Below are 18,265 nucleotides of genomic sequence, written 5' to 3'. Positions count from 1 at the left end.
GGCACCGCCTCGGACCAGGGCGTCAGGTGAACGACTCTCCGGTATTCCTTGGGCTCGGTAGAAAAGCTCCCTAAGCTACCTGGCATTGGCCAAGGAGCCGGCGACGGGAGGGACCGACCGATGGGCGGGGCCCCAGGGAGCTCGCGAGGATTCCGGCTGCTGCTGACCGGCTACGCGGTTTCGTCGTACGGGAACTACCTGAATCTCATCGCGCTGGGACTGTTCAGCTACCACCTGACCGGCAGCTCGTGGGCGACCGGCATCGTGATGGCCGTCCGGCTGGGCGCCGGGTTCGTCGCCGGGCTGGGATCGGGGCGGGTGCTCGGCCGGTTCGGGCGGCGGCCGCTGCTGGTCGGCCTGGATCTGGTGCAAGCGGCGGCGATGGTGGCGCTGGTCGTTCTGCCGAGTCTGCCGATGCTGCTGCTGGTCGCCGTGGTGCTCGGGGTGGGAAACACGACGCTGGTCGTCGTACTGCGCAGTGGCGTGCCGGACCTGGTCGGCGAGGACGAGCGCGGACGGGCGAACGGCCGGCTGGTGACAGCGCGGTCGTTGGCGACCGTGCTGGGGTTCGGGTCGGCCGGCCTGGTGATCGACCTCGGCGGGTACGACGCCGCGTTCCTGCTGAACGGCGGGTCCTTCCTGGTGTCGGCGCTGGCCTTGTCGTTCGTCACCTGGCCCGATCAGGCAGAGCCGGTGGCGGACGAAGGCGGCCAACGGATCAGGGCGGTCTGGCGACTCGTGCCGTTGCTGGTGCTGGGCATGGTGGTGGTCCGGGGACTAGACGCGCTCGCGTCGGCGGGGCACAACGTGGCGTTGCCGATCTTCGCGACCGAGACGGCGCCGGCGAACCCGGCCGCGGTGATGACCCAGTTCATGACGGCCTGGGCGATCGGCAGTCTGTGCGCGCACCAACTCGTGTCCCGGCTGGTGAAGACGGTCGACCACCGCCTCTTCGCCGTGGCGACCTGTGTGATGTCGGCGGCCTTCGTACTGGCGTTCACGGGTCTGCCCGCGGGCTGGCTGATCGCTGTCTCGCTGCTCGCGGGAATCGCGGACGGCGTCTCGGAGATCGGCTACGTCTCGACGCTGCAGACGCTGCCGGCCGAGCGACGGACCCGTCTGTTCGGCCTGTCCGCGAGCGTCGAGACCTCGGCGTTCGGCGGCGGGATGGTGCTCAGCGCCGGACTGCTCGACGTCCTGCCGGTGCTGGTGGTGGTCGGTGGTCTGCACGGGGTCGCGGTGGCCGGCGTACTGGTCTTTCTGTTGCTCTCGAGGAGGAGAACACCCGATGGCGAACTCGTCGCTCACGCACGGTCCCCAGCTGACCCTGACCGGGGATGACCCGGCCGACGCGGTCGCGGCCCTGGTCCGGGCCGCCGCGGACTTCCCGGCCGCGGGCGTCCGGACCCCCGCGGGGCTGCTCACCTATCCGGACCTGCTCGACCGGGCGCGGCGGATCCTGACCGGACTCCGTGCCGCGGGGGCGTCCAGCGGGGATCGGGTGATCGTGCAGGGCCTGTCCTTGGACGACTTCTTCCCGGCGTTCTGGGCGTGCCTGCTCGGGGGCATCCAGCCGGCGGTGGTCGGTGAGCAGGTCTCGCCCGGATCCCCGGTCATGGATCGTCTCCGGCACACGTGGGACCTGCTCGACGCACCGATCGTGCTGACGGACCGCGCCGGAGCCGCCGTACTGGACGGTGACGGCTTCCTCCTCGCCGTGGTCGAGGATCTCCTCCCACTGCCACCTGCCGACGAGCTGCACCGACCCGGTCCGGGCGAGGTCGCGCTGCTGATGCTCTCGTCGGGCAGTACCGGCGCGCCGAAGGCTGCGGCGCTCACCCATCGCGGTCTGGCCGAGTTCGCCGCCGGTTCGCGGCGGCTGCTGGACGTGCGGCCGGGGGAGACGATGCTCAACTGGCTGCCGGTCGACCACAGCGGAGCCCTGTTGCTGTACCACGTCCTGCCGGTGTTCACCGGGTCGACCAATGTGCACTTGCCGACGGCCGACGTTCTTGCGAATCCCCTGCTGTGGTTGGAGAAAGCAGCCCAGTACGGCGTCGCGCACGCCTGGTCCCCGACGTTCGGGCTGCAGCTCTCGGCCGAGGCGCTGGCGGCCCGGCCCGACCTCGTACTGGACCTCGGCGGTGTTCGCTCGTTGGTGTCCGGCGGCGAGCAGATCGTGCTGCCGGTGGTCGACCGGTTCTTCGCCGCCACGGCGCGCGCGGGACTCGATCGGGAGAGTTTCCGGCCGGCGTGGGGGATGGCCGAGACGGTCACCGCGATCACGATCGGCAGCTTGACCTCGGACGGCGGAGTGGTCCGCGTACTCAAGTCCTCGGTGAGCGGTGAGCTGGTTGTCGCCGAACCATCGGTTCCGGACGCGGACTGTACGACGTTCGTCGCGGTCGGCCCGCCGGCTCCCGGGGCCACGGCCCGCATCGTCGACGCGGATGACCAGGTGCTGCCCGAGCTGCGGATCGGACGGCTGCAGCTCAAGTCCGCGCGGGTCACCGCCGGGTACGTGAACAACCCGTCGGCGACCGCGGCCGCGCTGCCCGATGGCGAGTGGTTGCGCACCGGGGACCTGGCGTTCGTCGCCGCGGGCCAGGTCGTCGTCACCGGCCGGGAAGGCGACACGGTGGTGCTCAACGGGCACACGCTCTTCTGCCACGAGATCGAGGAAGTCGTCGGTGGGGTCGAAGGGCTCAGCTTGCGGGGAGTTGGTGTCTGCGGGGTACCTAACTCGGCGACTGGGACCGAGGATCTGGTCGTCTTCTTCGAGGACTCTGGTCTGTCGGACGACGTGGTGCCGGCCATCCGCGCTGCGCTGTTTCGGCGGCTGCGGCTGACCGCTGGTGAAGTTGTCCGGGTGCCGGCTGGAGAGTTTCCGCGGACGGCGAGCGGGAAGGTTCGCCGTACGGAACTCCGCAGGCTGCACGAGGCTGGTCGCTACAGCGCGACGGACGTCCGGTCCGCGGGGGATCCGGCTGAGGGGGAAGCTCCGTCTGCGGCGGGGGTCGGCGTGGTGGTGCGTCGGGTGGTGGGGGAGCTGGTCGGGCGGCCAGTGGTGGGTGACATGCCGTTCTACGAGCTGGGGCTGACCTCGATCACGATCGCTCGCCTGCGGGCGCAGCTGGCCGGGCACTTCGGGATCGACGTACCGGCGACGGTGCCGTTCGAGCACCCGACGGCGAACGCGCTGACGAACTGGCTCGTCAGCCACCTCGGCGCCGAAGCGAACCTGCGGCCGGACACGGGTGAGGCGGTCACGCAGGAGTCGCCGCGGGTTGAGGTGAGGGCCGCGGGCGGTGAGGCGAAGGCCGTGGGGTTCGAGGTGGGAGCCGTGGATCGGCGGGTCGCTGTGGTGGGGATGGCTGCTCGGTTCCCGGGGGCGCGGACGGTGGCGGAGTACTGGGCGAACCTGACGGCCGGAGTGGACAGCGTGTCCACCTTCGATGTGGCCGGTGGGCCGGATCAGGTGGGCGTGGGTGGGGTGCTCGAGGACGCGGAGTGCTTCGACGGGGAGTTCTTCGGGTTGTCGCCGAAGGAGGCGGCGCTGACCGACGCGGCGCACCGGCAGTTCCTGGAAGTGGCGCACGAGGTGCTGGAGCACGGCGGGTACGCGTCTGCCGACCCCGGCCTCCGGATCGGCGTGTACGCCGGAACGGGGATGAACCTGTACGGTCATCAGGACCAGCTCGTCGGTGCGCCGGTGACCGACGTCCCGACGGCGATGCAGGCGACGATCGGTGCCACGGCGGACTTCCTCGCCACACGGGCGGCGTACCGGCTTGGGCTGACCGGTCCCGCGATCGGTGTTCAGACGGCGTGCTCGACGTCCCTGGTCGCGGTTCATCTCGCCGTCCAGGCGTTGCTCGACTCGGATGCCGATCTCGCGATCGCCGGCGCCGCGGCGGTCCGGTTGCCGCAGGAGGCCGGGTACCGGCACGTGCCCGGGTCGATCTTGTCGCCGACCGGCCGCTGCCGGCCGTTCGACGCCGCGGCGGACGGGACGGTCGGCGGCAACGGCGTCGCCGCCGTACTGCTGAAGCGGCTCGATCGTGCGCTGGCCGACGGCGACACTGTGCACGCCGTGATCCTCGGAAGCGCGGTCAACAACGACGGCACCAGCAAGGTGGGCTTCACCGCGCCGAGCGTCTCCGGCCAGGTCGACGTCGTCAGCCGGGCCCTGGACCGGGCAGGTGTCGGGCCGGAGACGATCTCGTACGTCGAAGCGCACGGGACCGGCACCGCGCTCGGCGACCCGGTGGAGTTCGAGGCGCTGTCGCGAGTGTTCGGGACGGCAGGGCGGACGGCCAAGTGTGCGCTCGGCTCGGTCAAGGCCAACGTCGGGCACCTGGACTCGTGTGCGGGAATGGCCGGGCTGATCAAGACGATCCTGATGCTCCAGCACGGCCGGTTGGTGCCGACTCTCAACCTGCAGCAGCCGCACCCCGAGTTGCGGATCGACGACAGTCCTTTCGAGCTGACCACGGCCGCCGGTCCGTGGACGGCCGGCGTACGGCGTGCTGGTGTCAGTGCCCTTGGCGTCGGTGGAACGAATGCGCACCTCGTCCTCGAACAACCTCCGCTGGTCGCCGCGAGCGCGGAGCCGGTCGAGGCCGTGGTGGTTCCGGTGTCGGCGAAGTCCGCCGAGGCGCTGGCGGAGCTGAGCGACTCCCTGCGATCGCATCTCCTGGACCGTCCTGAGCTGGCGGCCGTCGATGTCGCGACGACCATGGCGCGCGGGCGACGCCACTACACGCATCGCCGCGCGGTGGTCGGTGCCGATGCGGCGGACCTGGCCGAGGCCCTGGCCAAGCAGCCGGAGCAGACGGGCAGCGGACCGCTCACGTTTGCCTATACCGGGCAGGGGAGTACCTATCCGGGGATGTCCGACTGGTTGTACCGGAGGTTCGACCCGGCCCGGCGAGTGTTCGACGAGATCGAACGTGCGCTGGGCGTCCCGGTGCTGGAAGCCGACGGCGAACACGCGCAGGTCGCGCTGTTCGCGAACCAGGCCGCGTGGACGGAGGTCTGGCGATCGCTCGGGGTCGTCCCCGACTTCGTCGTCGGGCACAGCGTCGGCGAATACGCCGCGATGTATGCGGCAGGCGTGCTGTCGCTGGTGGACGGCGCTTCGCTGACGGCCCGGCGGGGTGAACTGATGTACGCCGGAGTGCAGCCAGGGGTGATGGTCGCCGTCGCGGCGGATCTCGCCCTGGCCGAGCGGATCGCTGCCGAGTCCGGAGTGGAAGTTGCTGCGGTCAACGGTCGCGACCGGGTGGTGCTGTCGGGGGCGGAGGACGCGATGGCGCGGGCGACCGGCGTACTGGATGTGGCCGGGCTGACCTGGCGGCGGATGGGAGTGGATCGCGCGTTTCACTCGGCGATGGTCGAGCCGATGCTGGACGAGTTGCGGGCTTGGGCGGACGGGGTGTCGTTCGGCGCGCCGCGGCTGCCGGTTTTCGGTGGGGTGGATGGGGCGTTGCTGACTGCTGTGGATGGTCGGTACCTGGTCGATCATGCGCGGCGGGCAGTGCGCTTCGACCTGGTGGTGGGAGCGGTCGGTGAGCGGGGAGGGAGCCGGTTCCTCGAGGTGGGGCCGGACGCTGTCCTGTCGGCGTTCGGGCGGCGCGCGTTGCCGGGCAGCACGTGGGTCGCCAGTCAGCGCAAGGAATCGGACGAGCAGTTCGCGCAGGCGTTGGCGGCCTTGTACGGCGGCGGCAGCGACGTCGACTGGTCGATGGTGTCTGCCGGGCGCCGCATTCCGCTTCCCGGTCACCCACTCGTTCGACGCCGGTATGACGGTGGGTCGGCGCAGCGCCCGGAGCCGGTCCAGGTCGCGGCTGCGAAGCCGGTTCTGGTCGAGGGGGTGGCTGTGCTGGATCGCGTCAAGGAGTTGGTGGCGCCGTCGCTGGGCATGGCGCCGGCCGAGGTCCCGGCGGACTCGACCTTTCTGAGTCTCGGCGCGGACTCGCTGTCGCTGATGCGCCTGGTCGGCGAGCTGGACGAGGTGTTCGGTGTGGCTGTTCCAGTTCGGCGCCTCTTCAGTGATGCCGATACTCCGGCCAAACTCACCGCGCTACTCGACGGGTCACCAGCGGCTGCTGCCCTCGCCCCCGCACCAGCCCCTGCGCCGGCCCCCGCTCTCACGCCGTCCCCTGCCCTCGCGCCTGCGGCGGCCCCGGCTGCTGCACTCGCTCTGACCCCCGCTCCGGCTCCGGCCACGAAGTGGTCGACGGCGGTGGCGTCGTCGCCGGTCGCGGCGACGCGCGGTGCGTGCGACTTCAGCTTGTACTTCTTCGGCGACTACCCCGATGCCGCCGCGCACGACAAGTACGGGCTGATCCTGCGCGCCACCGAGTTCGCCGACGAGCGCGGCTTCCACGCCGTCTGGCTGCCGGAGCGGCACTTCCACTCGTTCGGCGCCCTGTTCCCCAACCCGTCCGTCCTGGCCGCGGCGCTGGCCACCAGGACCCAGCGGATCAGGCTGCACGCCGGATCGGTGGTGCTCCCGCTGCACCACCCGATCCGGGTCGCCGAGGAGTGGTCGGTCGTGGACAACCTGTCCGGCGGCCGGGCCGGTATCTGCGTCGCCAGCGGCTGGCACGCGCGCGACTTCGTGTTCGCGCCGGACAGCTACGGCAAGCACCGCGAGCAGATGTACGAGCACCTGGACACCGTCCGCAAGCTGTGGGCCGGAGGAGCGATCACCGCGACCGCCGGCAACGGCGAACTGACCGAGGTTCGACTGCACCCGAGCCCGCTGCAGGACGAGCCGCCCTTGTACGCCGCGGTGGTCGGCAACCCCGAGTCGTACAAACTTGCCGCACGCAACGACATCGGCGTGGTCACCAACCTGATGGCGCAGTCGGTCGAGGACCTGGCGGCCAACATCGCGCTCTACCGGGCGACCCGCGCCGAGCACGGTCTCGACCCCGAGGCCGGCCGGGTCGTCGTCCTGGTGCACACCTACCTCGGCGACGACCTCGACGCGGCCCGCGAAGCGGCGTACCAGCCGTTCTGCGACTACCTCCGCTCGTCGTTGTCGCTGTTCGGCCAGGTCACCAACAGCCTCGGCTTCCAGATCGACCTCGACAAGACTCCGGACGACGACGTCGACTTCCTGCTCGGACAGGCCTATCAGCGGTACTGCGAGTCCCGCGCTCTGATCGGCACCGCCGACAGCTCGCGGCCGATCGTCGACGCCCTGCTCGCCGCCGGCGCGAACGAGGTCGCCTGCTTCGTCGACTTCGGGCTCTCGCCCGAGCAGGTGATGGAGAGCCTGACCGCCGTCGACGCGCTGCGCGAGGAGTACGGCGCCAAGCCGGTGGCGGACGATCCGGGCCGCGCGCTGACCCCGCCCGAGCGGCGGATCTGGTTTCTGGAGCAGCTGAACCCAGGGGCCAACACGTACCACGAGCCGAAGGCGATCGAGCTGCACGGACCGCTGGACCCGATCGCCTTGCACGGCGCGCTGCAGAAGGTGGTCGATCGGCATCCGGCCCTGCGGACGACCTTCCGGGAGGTCGACGGGGAGCCGCGAGCGTTCGTGGCCGAGGAGGTGACCATCGAGTGCCCGGTGGCCGAGGGCAACGACCTCGAGAGCGTGCTGCGCGACGTCAGGCTGGGGGACCTCGATCCGGCCGCCGGGCCGCTGGTACGCGCGCAGCTGGTGCGGCTCGCCGAGGACCACCACGTACTCCTGCTGGTGGCCCACCACATCGTCTTCGACTCGCCCTCGACCCCGGTCCTGGCGCGCGACCTGGGCGCCTTCTATCGGAGCTGGCCCCAGGATCCCGATCTCCCGCCCGCCGTCGACGGCCTGACCGTCACGAGCCCCCAGAGCACTGACGTGGACTTCTGGGTCGAGCACCTGGCCGGTGCGCCGGAGCTGCAGTTGCCGAGCGATCGGCTGCGGCCGCGAAAGCGCAGTGGACAAGGCCGATCGGCGACCCACGATCTGGATCGCCGGTTGACCGAGCAGGTCACCACGTTCTCCGGCCGGACCGGTGTCACCGTTTTCAGTACGCTGCTGGCCGGCCTGTCCGTCGTACTGGCGCGGTTCAGCGGTCAGAGCGACTTCGTCCTCGGCACCGGGGTCTCTGGTCGCGGCAAGCACGCCGCCGACTCGATCGGCATGTTCGTCGACACCCTCCCGCTGCGGGTCCAACTCCCGGCGAACGGCCAGTTCGCGGCCTTCACCCGCGACCTCGGACTCGCCCTCATGGATGCTGTCGACCACCGCGACCTGCCGTTCGAGGACATCGTCGCGGCCCTCAATCCCGACCGCTCGGCGGGCCGCAACCCGCTGTTCGGGGTCGCCGTCGAGTTCGAGAGCGGCAGCGAGCAGGTCTCGTTCGCACCGCCGACGGTGGCGGCGACCCTGCTCGACCTGCCGAGCGAACGCGCCCCGCTCGACCTCGTGCTCTACCTGACCTACCAGGCCGGCGGGATCAAGTGCGTCGTCGAGTACGACACCGACCTGTACGACGAGACGACGGTCAGGCGCCTGCTCGACTACTTCGAGACCACCCTCGACCTGGCCACCACCGGACCTGCGGTGCCGATCACGGACCTGGCCGTGCTCACCGCCGGCGACCGGCGGTTGCTCGCCCAGCTCGAGGGCGAGTCGGGCGAAGCCCCGACGATCTGCCTGCACGAACTGTTCGAGCAGCAGGCAGACCGTCAGCCGGAAGCGATCGCGATCACCGGCGCGTACGGCGATTCGACGTACGCCGAGCTCGAGCAACAGGCCAACCGGATCGCGGCGGAGCTGCTCAACCGCGGTGTCCGCCCCGGGCAGCTCGTGGCGATCTGTCTGCCGCGAGGACCGGGCCAGATCGCGGCGCTGCTCGGCGTACTGAAGTCTGGTGCGGCGTTCCTGCCCCTCGATCCGGCCGTGCCCACGGAGCGTTTGCGCTTCCTCGTGGACGACGCGGGAGCCGTCGTTGTGGTGACGGCCGAGGGAATGCCGGAGCTCGGCGACCAACTGCGCATCGACCGGCTGGACGGCACCTCGGACCGGCCGGTGACCGGCGTCACCGCCCACGACCTGGCCTACTGCATCTACACCTCCGGCTCGACCGGCACTCCGAAGGGAGTCCTGGTCCCGCATCGCGGCACGGTCAACCATGTGCTCCAGTACGTCGCCAAGCACCCGGGAACGACCACGCTGCAGTGGGCCTCACCGCAGTTCGACAGCAGCCTGCACGAGATCTTCACGGCGCTGGCGGCGGGACAGGCGCTCGTCCTGATCGAGGACGCGACCCGGTACGACGTGGAGGTGCTGGCCGCGACGATCGACAAGTACCAGGTGCAGCGGATCGTGATGCCCTTCAGTGCGGTGCACTCGCTGCTCGCGGCCAAGCCGTCGTTGCCGTCGCTGCGGGAGATCTACGCCGCCGGCGAGGCGACCACGCCGACCGCGACGGATCACGAGTTCCTCGCCGCCCATCCGGACTGCGTTCTCTACAACGGGTACGGGCCGACCGAAGCCTCGGTCGGGGTGACCGAGCATCGCAGCGGGACCGGCGAGACCGCACCGCCGATCGGCCGGCCGATCCCCGGCGTACGGCTTCGGCTGCTGGACGGCGACCGGCGCCCCGTGCCGGTCGGTGCCGTCGGCGAGATCTGTGCCGAGGGCAACTGTGTGACGGACGGGTACCTGAACCGGCCCGCGGAGACCGCGGCCGCCTTCTTCGCGCCGGACAGCTACGCCACCGGCGACCTCGGGCGCTGGCGGGCCGACGGTGCGCTGGAGTTTCACGGTCGCCGCGACGACCAGGTGAAGATCCGGGGTGCCCGGATCGAGCCCGGTGAGATCCGCGCGGCGGTGCTCGACCACGCGCTGGTGACGGATGCCGCGGTCCTCGCGATGGACGGTGAACTGGTCGGGTACATCGTCGGGCCGGTCGGCTTCGCGGAACTGACCGAGCACCTGTCGGCGCGCCTGCCGCAGTACTTGGTGCCCCGGCGATGGGTCCGGCTCGATCGGTTGCCGTTGGCAAGTACCGGCAAACTGGACCGGGCCGCGCTGCCGGCTCCGGACCGGCCGCGGGGGAGTGCGGCACCGAGTACGCCGACGGAGCACGCGCTGCATGCGGTGTGGTGCGAGGTGCTCGGGGTGGACGCCGTGGGGGTCGACGACTCGTTCTTCGCGCTCGGTGGGCACTCGCTGCTCGCCGTACGACTGCTCAACGGCGTACGGGAGACGACCGGAGCCGAGCTGACCTTGACCGAGTTCTTCCGCGAACCGACCCTGCGCGCCGTCGCCAGAGCCGGAGTGGAACCGTCGCCGCGCGAGGAGGCGGTTGTGCGGTCGGAGGAAGCCGGGCCGTTGACCTTCGCGCAGCGACGGGCGCTTGGTCGGCACCGGGCGCGCACCGACGCGACGGTCTACAACGGCATCACCCGGGTCGACGTGACCGGGGACCTCGACCCGGAAAGACTCCGAACGGCCCTGCAAGCCCTGACCGATCGCCACACCGCCTTACGAACAAGGGTTTTCGACGACCAGCAGATGGTGCTGGCGACCGTTCCCATCGCGTTGCCGGTCCACGACCTGCCCGACGACGAGGAGCAGATTCAGGCCTGGTGCGTCGCCGCCGCGCAGCCGGCGATGGATCCCGAACAAGCGCCGCTCTGGCGAGTCCGTATCGGCCGGGTGTCGGCGGATCGCTGGGTGCTGGTGGTCGTCGTCCACCACCTCGTCTACGACGGCTGGTCGTCACGTCTGTTCTGGCAGGAGCTGAGCGCCCTGTACGCCGGCGACGAGCTAGCCCCGGCGACCGCCCAGTTCACCGACTACGCCCGCTGGGAGCGCGACACTCTCACCGGGGAGACCAGGACCCGCCTGGAGACGTTCTGGCGCACCACACTGGCCGGTGCAACGCTCCGGCCGAACCTCCCGCTCGACCACTCCCGCCCCGCCGCCCTGTCAGGCGAAGGAGCAACCCACCACGTCACCCTCCCCCACGAACTGGCCGCCCACCTCAGAACAAGAGCAGCCCAGGCCGGCACCACGCCGTACGTCGTCATCGCCGCCGCTTTCGCCCGCTGGCTGGGCGGAATCTCCGGGGACGACGAGGTGGTCCTGCCCGCCTCCAGCGCCCGCCGCAGCCGCCCGGAGCACGACGGCGTCATCGGCTACCTCGGCGAAGCCGTCCTGGTCAGAGTCCGGCTCGACGCCCCGGACCTGCTCACCGAAACAGCCGAAGCCCTGTACGCCGCCCTCGACCACGAGGCGCTACCTCTCTCAGAGGTCGTCCGCACAGCGTTCCCGGACCAGACGACGTCGCCGTACCCAGCCGTCCTGTTCACCGTCATCACCACGCCACCCGCGACGCTGACCCTGCCGTCGGGCGAGTTCCAGACCCAAGGCCTGAACGTCCCGGGCCACGCCCGGACGGAGCTCTACGTCGTCTTCACCCTCACCGACGAGTCCTTCACCCTCGACATCGAGTACGCCACCGACCTCTTCACCCCCACCACCATCGCCACATGGGCAGCCGCGCTTGTCGCCACCCTCACCAACCAGTAACCACCGCCTGAGATCATCGGCGGGTGAGAGTCCTGGTCACCGGTGCGTCCGGATTCGTCGGGTACGCCGTGGCCCGTCGCTTCGCCGAGGTCGGTCATGAGGTCCACGGCCTGACCCGTCGTGCGTCCGGGCTGCCGGTCGGTGTCGAGCGGGTCGACGGCGACCTGCTCGATGAGATCTCGGTCCGGAAGACGGTGGCACAGATCGAGCCCGAGGTGGTGTGCCACCTGGCCGCGGTCGTGCGGGTTCGCGAGTCCCGGACCGATCCGGTGAAGTACTGGCGGACCAACGTCGGCGGAACGTTGGCTCTGCTCGACGCGCTGGCCGAGACGAGAACGCCGTCGAAGGTGATCCTCGCGTCGACCTGCGCGGTGTACGGCGAACCCGCGCGACAGCCGATCCGGGAGGATGCGCGCCCCGAGCCCAGCACCCCGTACGGCGCCGGAAAGCTCGCCGCCGATCGTGCGGCGGCGGACCTGGCGGCGACGGGCGCGATCGGAGCGGTCAGCCTGCGATCCTTCAACGTCGCCGGCGGTCTTCCGGGCCATCCCGACCGGGACGAGTCGAGGCTGATCCCCAAGGTCGTCGCGGTGGCGCAGGGCCGGGCACCGGAACTGGTCGTCAACGGCGACGGTACGACGGTCCGCGACTACGTCCACGTGCTCGACATGGCGGACGCGTTCCTGGCCGCGGTCGGGGTGTGCGAGCCGGGCACGTGGCAGCCGTACAACGTCGGCAGCGGCCGCCGGACGAGCATCGTCGACGTCATCGCGACCACCGAGCGGCTGACGGGCAGGCCGCTGACCGTCCGGCATCAGGTCGCCGCCGCCGAACCACCGGAGCTGACCGCCGACTCCACGGCGTTCCAGCAGGCCACCGGATGGTCCGCCCGCCGTTCGGGACTCGACCAGATCATCGCCGACGCGCTGGAGGCGGGCCGGTCCGGGGATTCGCCGGACGGTGGTTGACGGCCGGGCCGATGGGGACGGTGGTCAAGGTCTCGGGACGCAAGTACGGGCGAAGCCCCGGGGTGTGGCGGAAGCGGACCAGTTCGGTGGTGTCGACGGTGAGTTCGCCGATCGGGAGGTTGCGGCGGGTGGTGACCCAGTCGATCAGGGTGGTGGGGGTCGGGAGGGGGCCGGCGAAGTGGATGAGGTTCACGTACCAGATGTCGCGTGGCTCGTTGCCTTCCAGCCAGCCGTCGGGGCCCAGGGTGGCGGCGTACAGCTTCTGCAGGTGGTCGGCGTGGTCGTCGAGCGGGTGCGCGCAGACCATCACGGTGCCCCGGGTGAGGATCAGGCCAGTGAGGGCGAAGGTCGTCGGCGGGATCTGCGCGGCGGCGGTGCGGAGGGCCTCGGTGTAGCGCAGGAGGGCGGGGTCGTCGGGTGGGACGAGCTCGCGGTAGCGCTCGAGGGCCCGGACGGTGAGATGGGCGGAGCCCAGTTGGCCGGTTTGGAAGTGGCCGGGACCGGCGATCGCGGCGGCCTCGCGGGTCAGGTCGTCGAGGCGTTCGGCGACAGGATCAGCTGGGTCGAGGCGGAAGACGGTGCTGACGGGCCAGCGGTCGCCGTTCTCGACGGGTGGGGTGTCCACGCCGTGGTGGCCGGTGGTGATGAGCGGCTGGGCCGCGGCGAAGAGCTGGTCGAACTTGTTCACGATCTCGTACGACGTCGCCTGGAAGCCCTGGGTTCGGGCTGATTGAGAAGCCGTGGTGCTGGAACTGAGAAGGAATCCCGTCCGTCAGGTGGTGGACCGGTTCAGTGGGCCGGGAAAGGATGGGGGTATGACTTCACGTTTCGGGATTTTTGTTCCGCAGGGCTGGAAGATGGATCTGACCGAGATCGCCGACCCGGTCGAGCAGTGGGAGGCGATGACGAACGTCGCCAAGCGGGCCGACGAGGGATCCTGGGACTCGATCTGGTTGTTCGACCACTTCCACACGGTGCCGGAGCCGAGTGACAACACGACCTTCGAGTGCTGGTCGGCGACCGCCGCGCTGGCCCGCGACACCAAACGCGTGAACATCGGCCAGATGGTCGGCTGCAACGGCTACCGCAACCCCGCGCTCTACGCGAAGATCGCGTCCACCGTCGACGTCGCCAGCCACGGCCGCCTGTACGCCGGGATCGGCGCGGGCTGGTACGAGCACGAGTGGAAGGCCTACGGCTACGAGTGGACCGACGTGAAGCCGCGGATGGCCGCGTTCCGGGAGGCCACCGAGATCATCTGGAAGATGTGGACCGAGGACAAGCCGGTCTACGACGGCAAGCACTACTCGATCGACGCCCCGATCAACCTGCCGAAGGGCGCGAACAACACCCGCCCGCGGTTCTGGATCGGCGGCGGTGGCCCGCAAGTCACGCTGAAGCTGGTCGCCCAGTACGCCGACGCCGCGAACATCGGCGGCGGCAACCCCGAGGTGATCAAGGAGAAGGCCGCGATCCTGCGCGGCCACTGCGAGAAGGTCGGCCGCGACTACGACGAGATCACCAAGTCGACCGGCCTGAACGTGTTCCCGATCGACGCCGGCGACGACCCGAAGAAGGCGACCGAGAAGGCACGCGGCCCGCAGAACTGGGACAAGTTCAGCAAGGACAACACGATCGCGACCGAGGACGAGATCGCGCTCAAGGTCGAGGCCGCCCTCGAGGCCGGCGCCGACTACGTGATCTTCTACGTCCCCGGTGTCGCCTACGACCTGGACCTGGTCGACCGCGTCGAGCGGGTGGCGAAGCGTTTCGCCTGATCCACGGCGAACAGCGGCCCGGATCCCACCCAGGGATCCGGGCCGCTGCGTTCTGCCCGCGGAACAACCCGGACGACGACCCAACCGAACGGCCGGAACCCGTTGGGCCGCCCGGCCCCCACTGACCGGAACCAGTCATGGCGGGTACCCGTCAGCAGAACCGATGGACCGTGGCCGAAGGCAACTGCGAGGCTCGCCAACGGTGGCCCCGCGCCCGTCGGGCCCCGGTGAGGAGCCCATGATGCGGTGGTCACGACGCGCGACCTGCCTGCTCAGCTCGGTGATCGTCGGAACACTGGCGGCCGCCGTACCGATCCAGGCGCAGGCAGGTCCACAGTTCACCGGTGGCGCCGGGACCCCTCCCAGCACCGGCGCCACCGGTTCCGCGACACCAGGGGCCTCGACGCACCGGATCACCCTGGTCACCGGTGACGTCGCCGAGCTGACCACCTCCGCCGACGGCAGCCAGTCGGGCCGGCTGGTCGACGGCTCCAACTACTACTTCGGCAACTTCGACGGTGAGACCACCGTCGTCCCGGCCTCGGCGTACGCGCTGTTCACCGCCGGCCAGGTGGATCGCCGCCTCTTCAACCTGAGCCTGCTCGCTGAGCAGCGGTACGACGACGCGAGCACCGCCAAGCTCCCCGTCCTGCTCAGCGGGCCCAGCGCCCCGGCCGCCCCCGAGGGCAGCACCCAGCGGATGACGCTGGCGAGCGTCGGCGCCACCGCGGTCTCGGTCGACAAGTCCGAGGCCAAGAAGTTCTGGCAGGGCATCGCGGGCAACCGGACCCTGAGCAGCGCCAGCGGCGTCGGCAAACTCTGGCTCGACGGCCGCACGCACGCGACGCTCGACCGCTCGACCCAGCAGATCGGCGCGCCGGCCGCCTGGCGTTCGTCGTACGACGGACGCGGGGTCAAGGTCGCCGTCCTGGACACCGGGTACGACGCCGCCCACCCCGATCTGAAGAAGCAGGTCGTCGGCGAGGCCAGCTTCATCCCTGAGCAGTCGGTCCAGGACGGTCACGGTCACGGGACGCACGTCGCCTCGACCGTCGCCGGACTCGGTACGGCGTTCGGCGGCAAGCGCAAGGGTGTCGCCCCGGGCGCCGACCTCCTGATCGGCAAGGTCCTCGACAACAGCGGCAGCGGGCTCGACTCCGAGGCGATCGCCGGGATGGAGTGGGCCGTCCAGCAGGGCGCCAAAGTGGTCAGCATGAGCCTCGGCGGTCAGCCGAGCGACGGCACCGACCCGATGAGCGCGGCCGTCGACCGGTTGTCGAAGTCCAGCGGCGCGCTGTTCGTCGTTGCCGCGGGCAACGCCGGGATGGAGGAGTCGGTCGGTACGCCGGGAGTGGCCGCGGCCGCGTTGACGGTCGGCGCGGTGGACCGCGACGACAAGCTCGCGCCGTTCTCCAGCCGCGGACCGCGCCTCGGTGACGGCGCGCTCAAGCCCGAGGTGACCGCGCCGGGCGTCGAGATCGTGGCGGCGCGCGCGGCCGGGACCGACCAGGGCCACGTGCTCGACCAGTACTACACGGCGATGAGTGGTACGTCGATGGCGACGCCGCACGTCGCCGGTGCCGCGGCGATCCTGGCGCAGCGGCACCCGGACTGGACCGGACCGCAGCTGAAGGCCGCGCTGGCGACGACGGCGGTCCCGGCCAAGGGCACGGCGACGTCGGCGCAGGGCCTTGGCCGGATCGACATTCCGCGGGCGCTGGACCCGAAGATCCTGGCCGACACGGCGAACGTGTACTTCGGTGATGTCTCGTGGACCGGCACCGCGCCGGCGCCGGTCGACCGAAAGGTTGTCTACAGCAACAACTCCACGAAGCCGGTGACGCTGGAGCTGTCGGTCGAGGCCAAGTCGCCGGCCGGTGTGAGCGCAGCTCTTGCGGTCACACCGAGACGATTGGTGGTTCCGGCCGGCGGGTCTGCCTCGGCGACGGTTCGGCTCGATCTGGGGAAGACCGGGCCGGCGAAGTATGCGGGTGAGCTGGTGGCCCGGGCCGGCAGTACGTCGTACCGGACCGGCCTGGGCTTCGCCGCCGGTGGGCGGCTGCACCAGGTGACGGTGAAGGGCATCGGCCGGGACGGCAAGCCCGCGCGGCCGACCTCGGTGGCGAACAGTGGCGTCCAGCTGTGGAATCTCGACACCGGCGACGTCAACGGCATCATCTTCGACGGCAACGGGCAGCGCACGCTGAGTGTGCCGACCGGCCGGTACGCCGTGATGGTGTACGTGATGGGCGCCGACGAGGCCGACTGGGTCGAGAGCGTCGCCCTGCTCGGTGCGCCGGAGGTGAAGATCAGCGGCGACCGGACGTTCGTCTTCGATGCCCGGACGGCACATCCGGTGACCGTGAAGACGCCGCAGCGCGCCGAGCTGGAGAATCTCGGCATCGCCTGGCACCGCAGGACCGGTGAGCGCGAGGCCGTGTCCGGGTTCGGCTACGACCGGGAAGTCAGTGGCCGCGTGTACGTCGGTGACTTCGGCAAGGTGCAGGACGGTTCGGCCCGCGCGGTCCAGCGCTGGGACCTGGCGCAGCCGAGGCTGACCGCCGACGTCCTCGGCGCCGGTGGCTTCCGCCTTCCGAGCCCGCGCAGCGGCGCCGAGGTCGACGGGTTCGTCGGCACGGAGACGCTCTCGCTGGTCGACGCCGGCGACGGGCGGCCGGAGGACCTGAAGGACGCCCGCGGCAAGATCGCGCTGATCCGCTACGTGGACTTCCTCCACACGACACCGCAGGTCCAGGCGGCTAAGGACGCCGGCGCGAAGGCGGTCTTCATGTACAACGAGCTGCCGGGCTTCTGGGCCGACAGCGTGTGGGAGCTCGGGATGCCGTTCTACCTGTTCCGGCAGGAGGAGGGCGCGCGGCTGCTGCAGCTCCTCGAGCAGCGTCCGGTGCAGGTCAAGCTGACCGGTCTGAAGGACAGCACCTACCGCTACGACCTCGTGGTCGGCCCGCAGCAGGTCAAGGCCCCGGTCACCTACGACTTCGCCAAGCTGCGTCCGGCCGTCGTCACCACCGACTTCGCCCGGGTGGATGCCAACGTCCTGCACGTCGACCAGCGCTCGGCCCACCTCCCCGGGGTGACTGCCGCCCTGGGATCGACCCGGCTGGTGGCCGGCCCGGTGACCCGGACCGACTATCTGGCGTCCGACGCACCGGGCACGACCTGGGACGAGAAGACGTCGGCCGGGGAGTGGAACGAGTCGGGCTTCGAGTACACCGTGGCCCGGAGCTACCGGCCGAACGAGCGGCTGACCCGCGAGGTGTGGGCGCCGATCGCGCGCCCGGCGATCCCGGATGCGACCGGGAGCGAGATCGACGGGCTGCCGGTGGCGCGGTTCGAGAACGCGCTGCGGATCGCGATCCCGCAGCACGTGAACGGCGACCGGACGATCTACGGCTGGAGCGACATGCGGGGCGACGAGACCCTGCTGAAGCTCACCAGTGGTGGGAAGGAGATCGGACGGAAGGACTGGTCGGTCGCGCAGTTCGCCGTACCGGCGAAGAGCGCCTGGTACGAGCTGAGTCTCGACGTACGCCGGGACCCGAACAGCTGGGCGAAGACGTCGACGGCGACGCAGACCGAGTGGCGCTTCCGGTCGGGGCAGGCGAAGGGGCGCGAGGTGCTGCCGCTGGTCCAGGTCGACTACAAGCTGTCCGGCCGCCAGCTGGAGCTGAAGCCCGGCTACCAGCCGGGAGCCCGCGGCCTCGGCTTCTTCCGGACGACGGCCGAGGTCAGCGTGGACGGCAAGCGCTGGCAGTCGCTGCGGCTGTGGCCGAGCGGCCTCAGCGGCAAGGTCGTCACCACGGTGCCGTCCGGTCAGGTCGCGAAGCTCCGGGTCACCTCGACGGATCTGCTGGGCAACAAGCTCACCCAGACCATCGGCACCCCCTGGGCGGCAAAGTGAGGAAGTCTCAAGTAAGCGCTTGACCAGAAAAAGGGCGACGCCACGAAGCTGG

The 18,265-nt window shown here is 70.5% G+C and carries 6 protein-coding genes; 5 read left to right on the top strand and 1 reads right to left on the bottom strand.

Annotated features, from left to right (window positions below; genetic code table 11):
- Window positions 1–120: 120 nt before the first annotated feature.
- The 3 genes from HDA39_RS25585 to HDA39_RS25575 are packed head-to-tail and all read left to right on the top strand — an operon-like array spanning window position 121 to window position 12,513.
- Window positions 121–1,341: an MFS transporter gene (locus tag HDA39_RS25585; protein WP_184799184.1), complete on the top strand. Its 1,221-nt coding sequence runs from the start codon at window positions 121–123 to the stop codon at window positions 1,339–1,341.
- Window positions 1,289–11,545 (top strand): non-ribosomal peptide synthetase/type I polyketide synthase, encoded by a 10,257-nt coding sequence (locus HDA39_RS25580; protein WP_184799182.1) that lies wholly within the window; start codon window positions 1,289–1,291, stop codon window positions 11,543–11,545. The genes HDA39_RS25585 and HDA39_RS25580 overlap by 53 nt, the downstream gene beginning before the upstream one ends.
- 23 nt (window positions 11,546–11,568) lie before the next feature.
- Window positions 11,569–12,513 (top strand): NAD-dependent epimerase/dehydratase family protein, encoded by a 945-nt coding sequence (locus HDA39_RS25575; protein ID WP_184799180.1) that lies wholly within the window; start codon window positions 11,569–11,571, stop codon window positions 12,511–12,513.
- On the opposite strand, the gene HDA39_RS25570 is transcribed toward HDA39_RS25575, so the two are convergent.
- Window positions 12,458–13,201, bottom strand: a complete 744-nt coding sequence (locus HDA39_RS25570) for a hypothetical protein (RefSeq protein ID WP_184799178.1) — start codon at window positions 13,199–13,201, stop codon at window positions 12,458–12,460. The genes HDA39_RS25575 and HDA39_RS25570 overlap by 56 nt on opposite strands.
- Before the next feature lie 127 nt (window positions 13,202–13,328).
- Here HDA39_RS25570 and HDA39_RS25565 point away from each other — a divergent pair, with 127 nt between their 5' ends.
- The gene (locus HDA39_RS25565) at window positions 13,329–14,291 is read left to right on the top strand and encodes an LLM class F420-dependent oxidoreductase (protein ID WP_184799176.1); all 963 of its coding nucleotides are present in this window, start codon (window positions 13,329–13,331) and stop codon (window positions 14,289–14,291) included.
- A gap of 241 nt (window positions 14,292–14,532) precedes the next feature.
- Window positions 14,533–18,213 (top strand): S8 family serine peptidase, encoded by a 3,681-nt coding sequence (locus tag HDA39_RS25560; RefSeq protein ID WP_184799173.1) that lies wholly within the window; start codon window positions 14,533–14,535, stop codon window positions 18,211–18,213.
- Window positions 18,214–18,265 lie beyond the last annotated feature (52 nt).

The sequence above is a fragment of the Kribbella italica genome, assembly GCF_014205135.1.
Lineage (GTDB): Bacteria > Actinomycetota > Actinomycetes > Propionibacteriales > Kribbellaceae > Kribbella > Kribbella italica.
This window is presented reverse-complemented; position numbering and strand designations above follow the sequence as displayed.

Excerpts from the sequence above, each read along its gene's own strand:
- HDA39_RS25565 (WP_184799176.1), top strand. The coding sequence starts at position 13,329 with ATGACTTCACGTTTCGGGATTTTTGTTCCGCAGGGCTGGAAGATGGAT.
- HDA39_RS25560 (WP_184799173.1), top strand. The coding sequence starts at position 14,533 with ATGCGGTGGTCACGACGCGCGACCTGCCTGCTCAGCTCGGTGATCGTC.
- HDA39_RS25585 (WP_184799184.1), top strand. The coding sequence starts at position 121 with ATGGGCGGGGCCCCAGGGAGCTCGCGAGGATTCCGGCTGCTGCTGACC.
- HDA39_RS25580 (WP_184799182.1), top strand. The coding sequence starts at position 1,289 with ATGGCGAACTCGTCGCTCACGCACGGTCCCCAGCTGACCCTGACCGGG.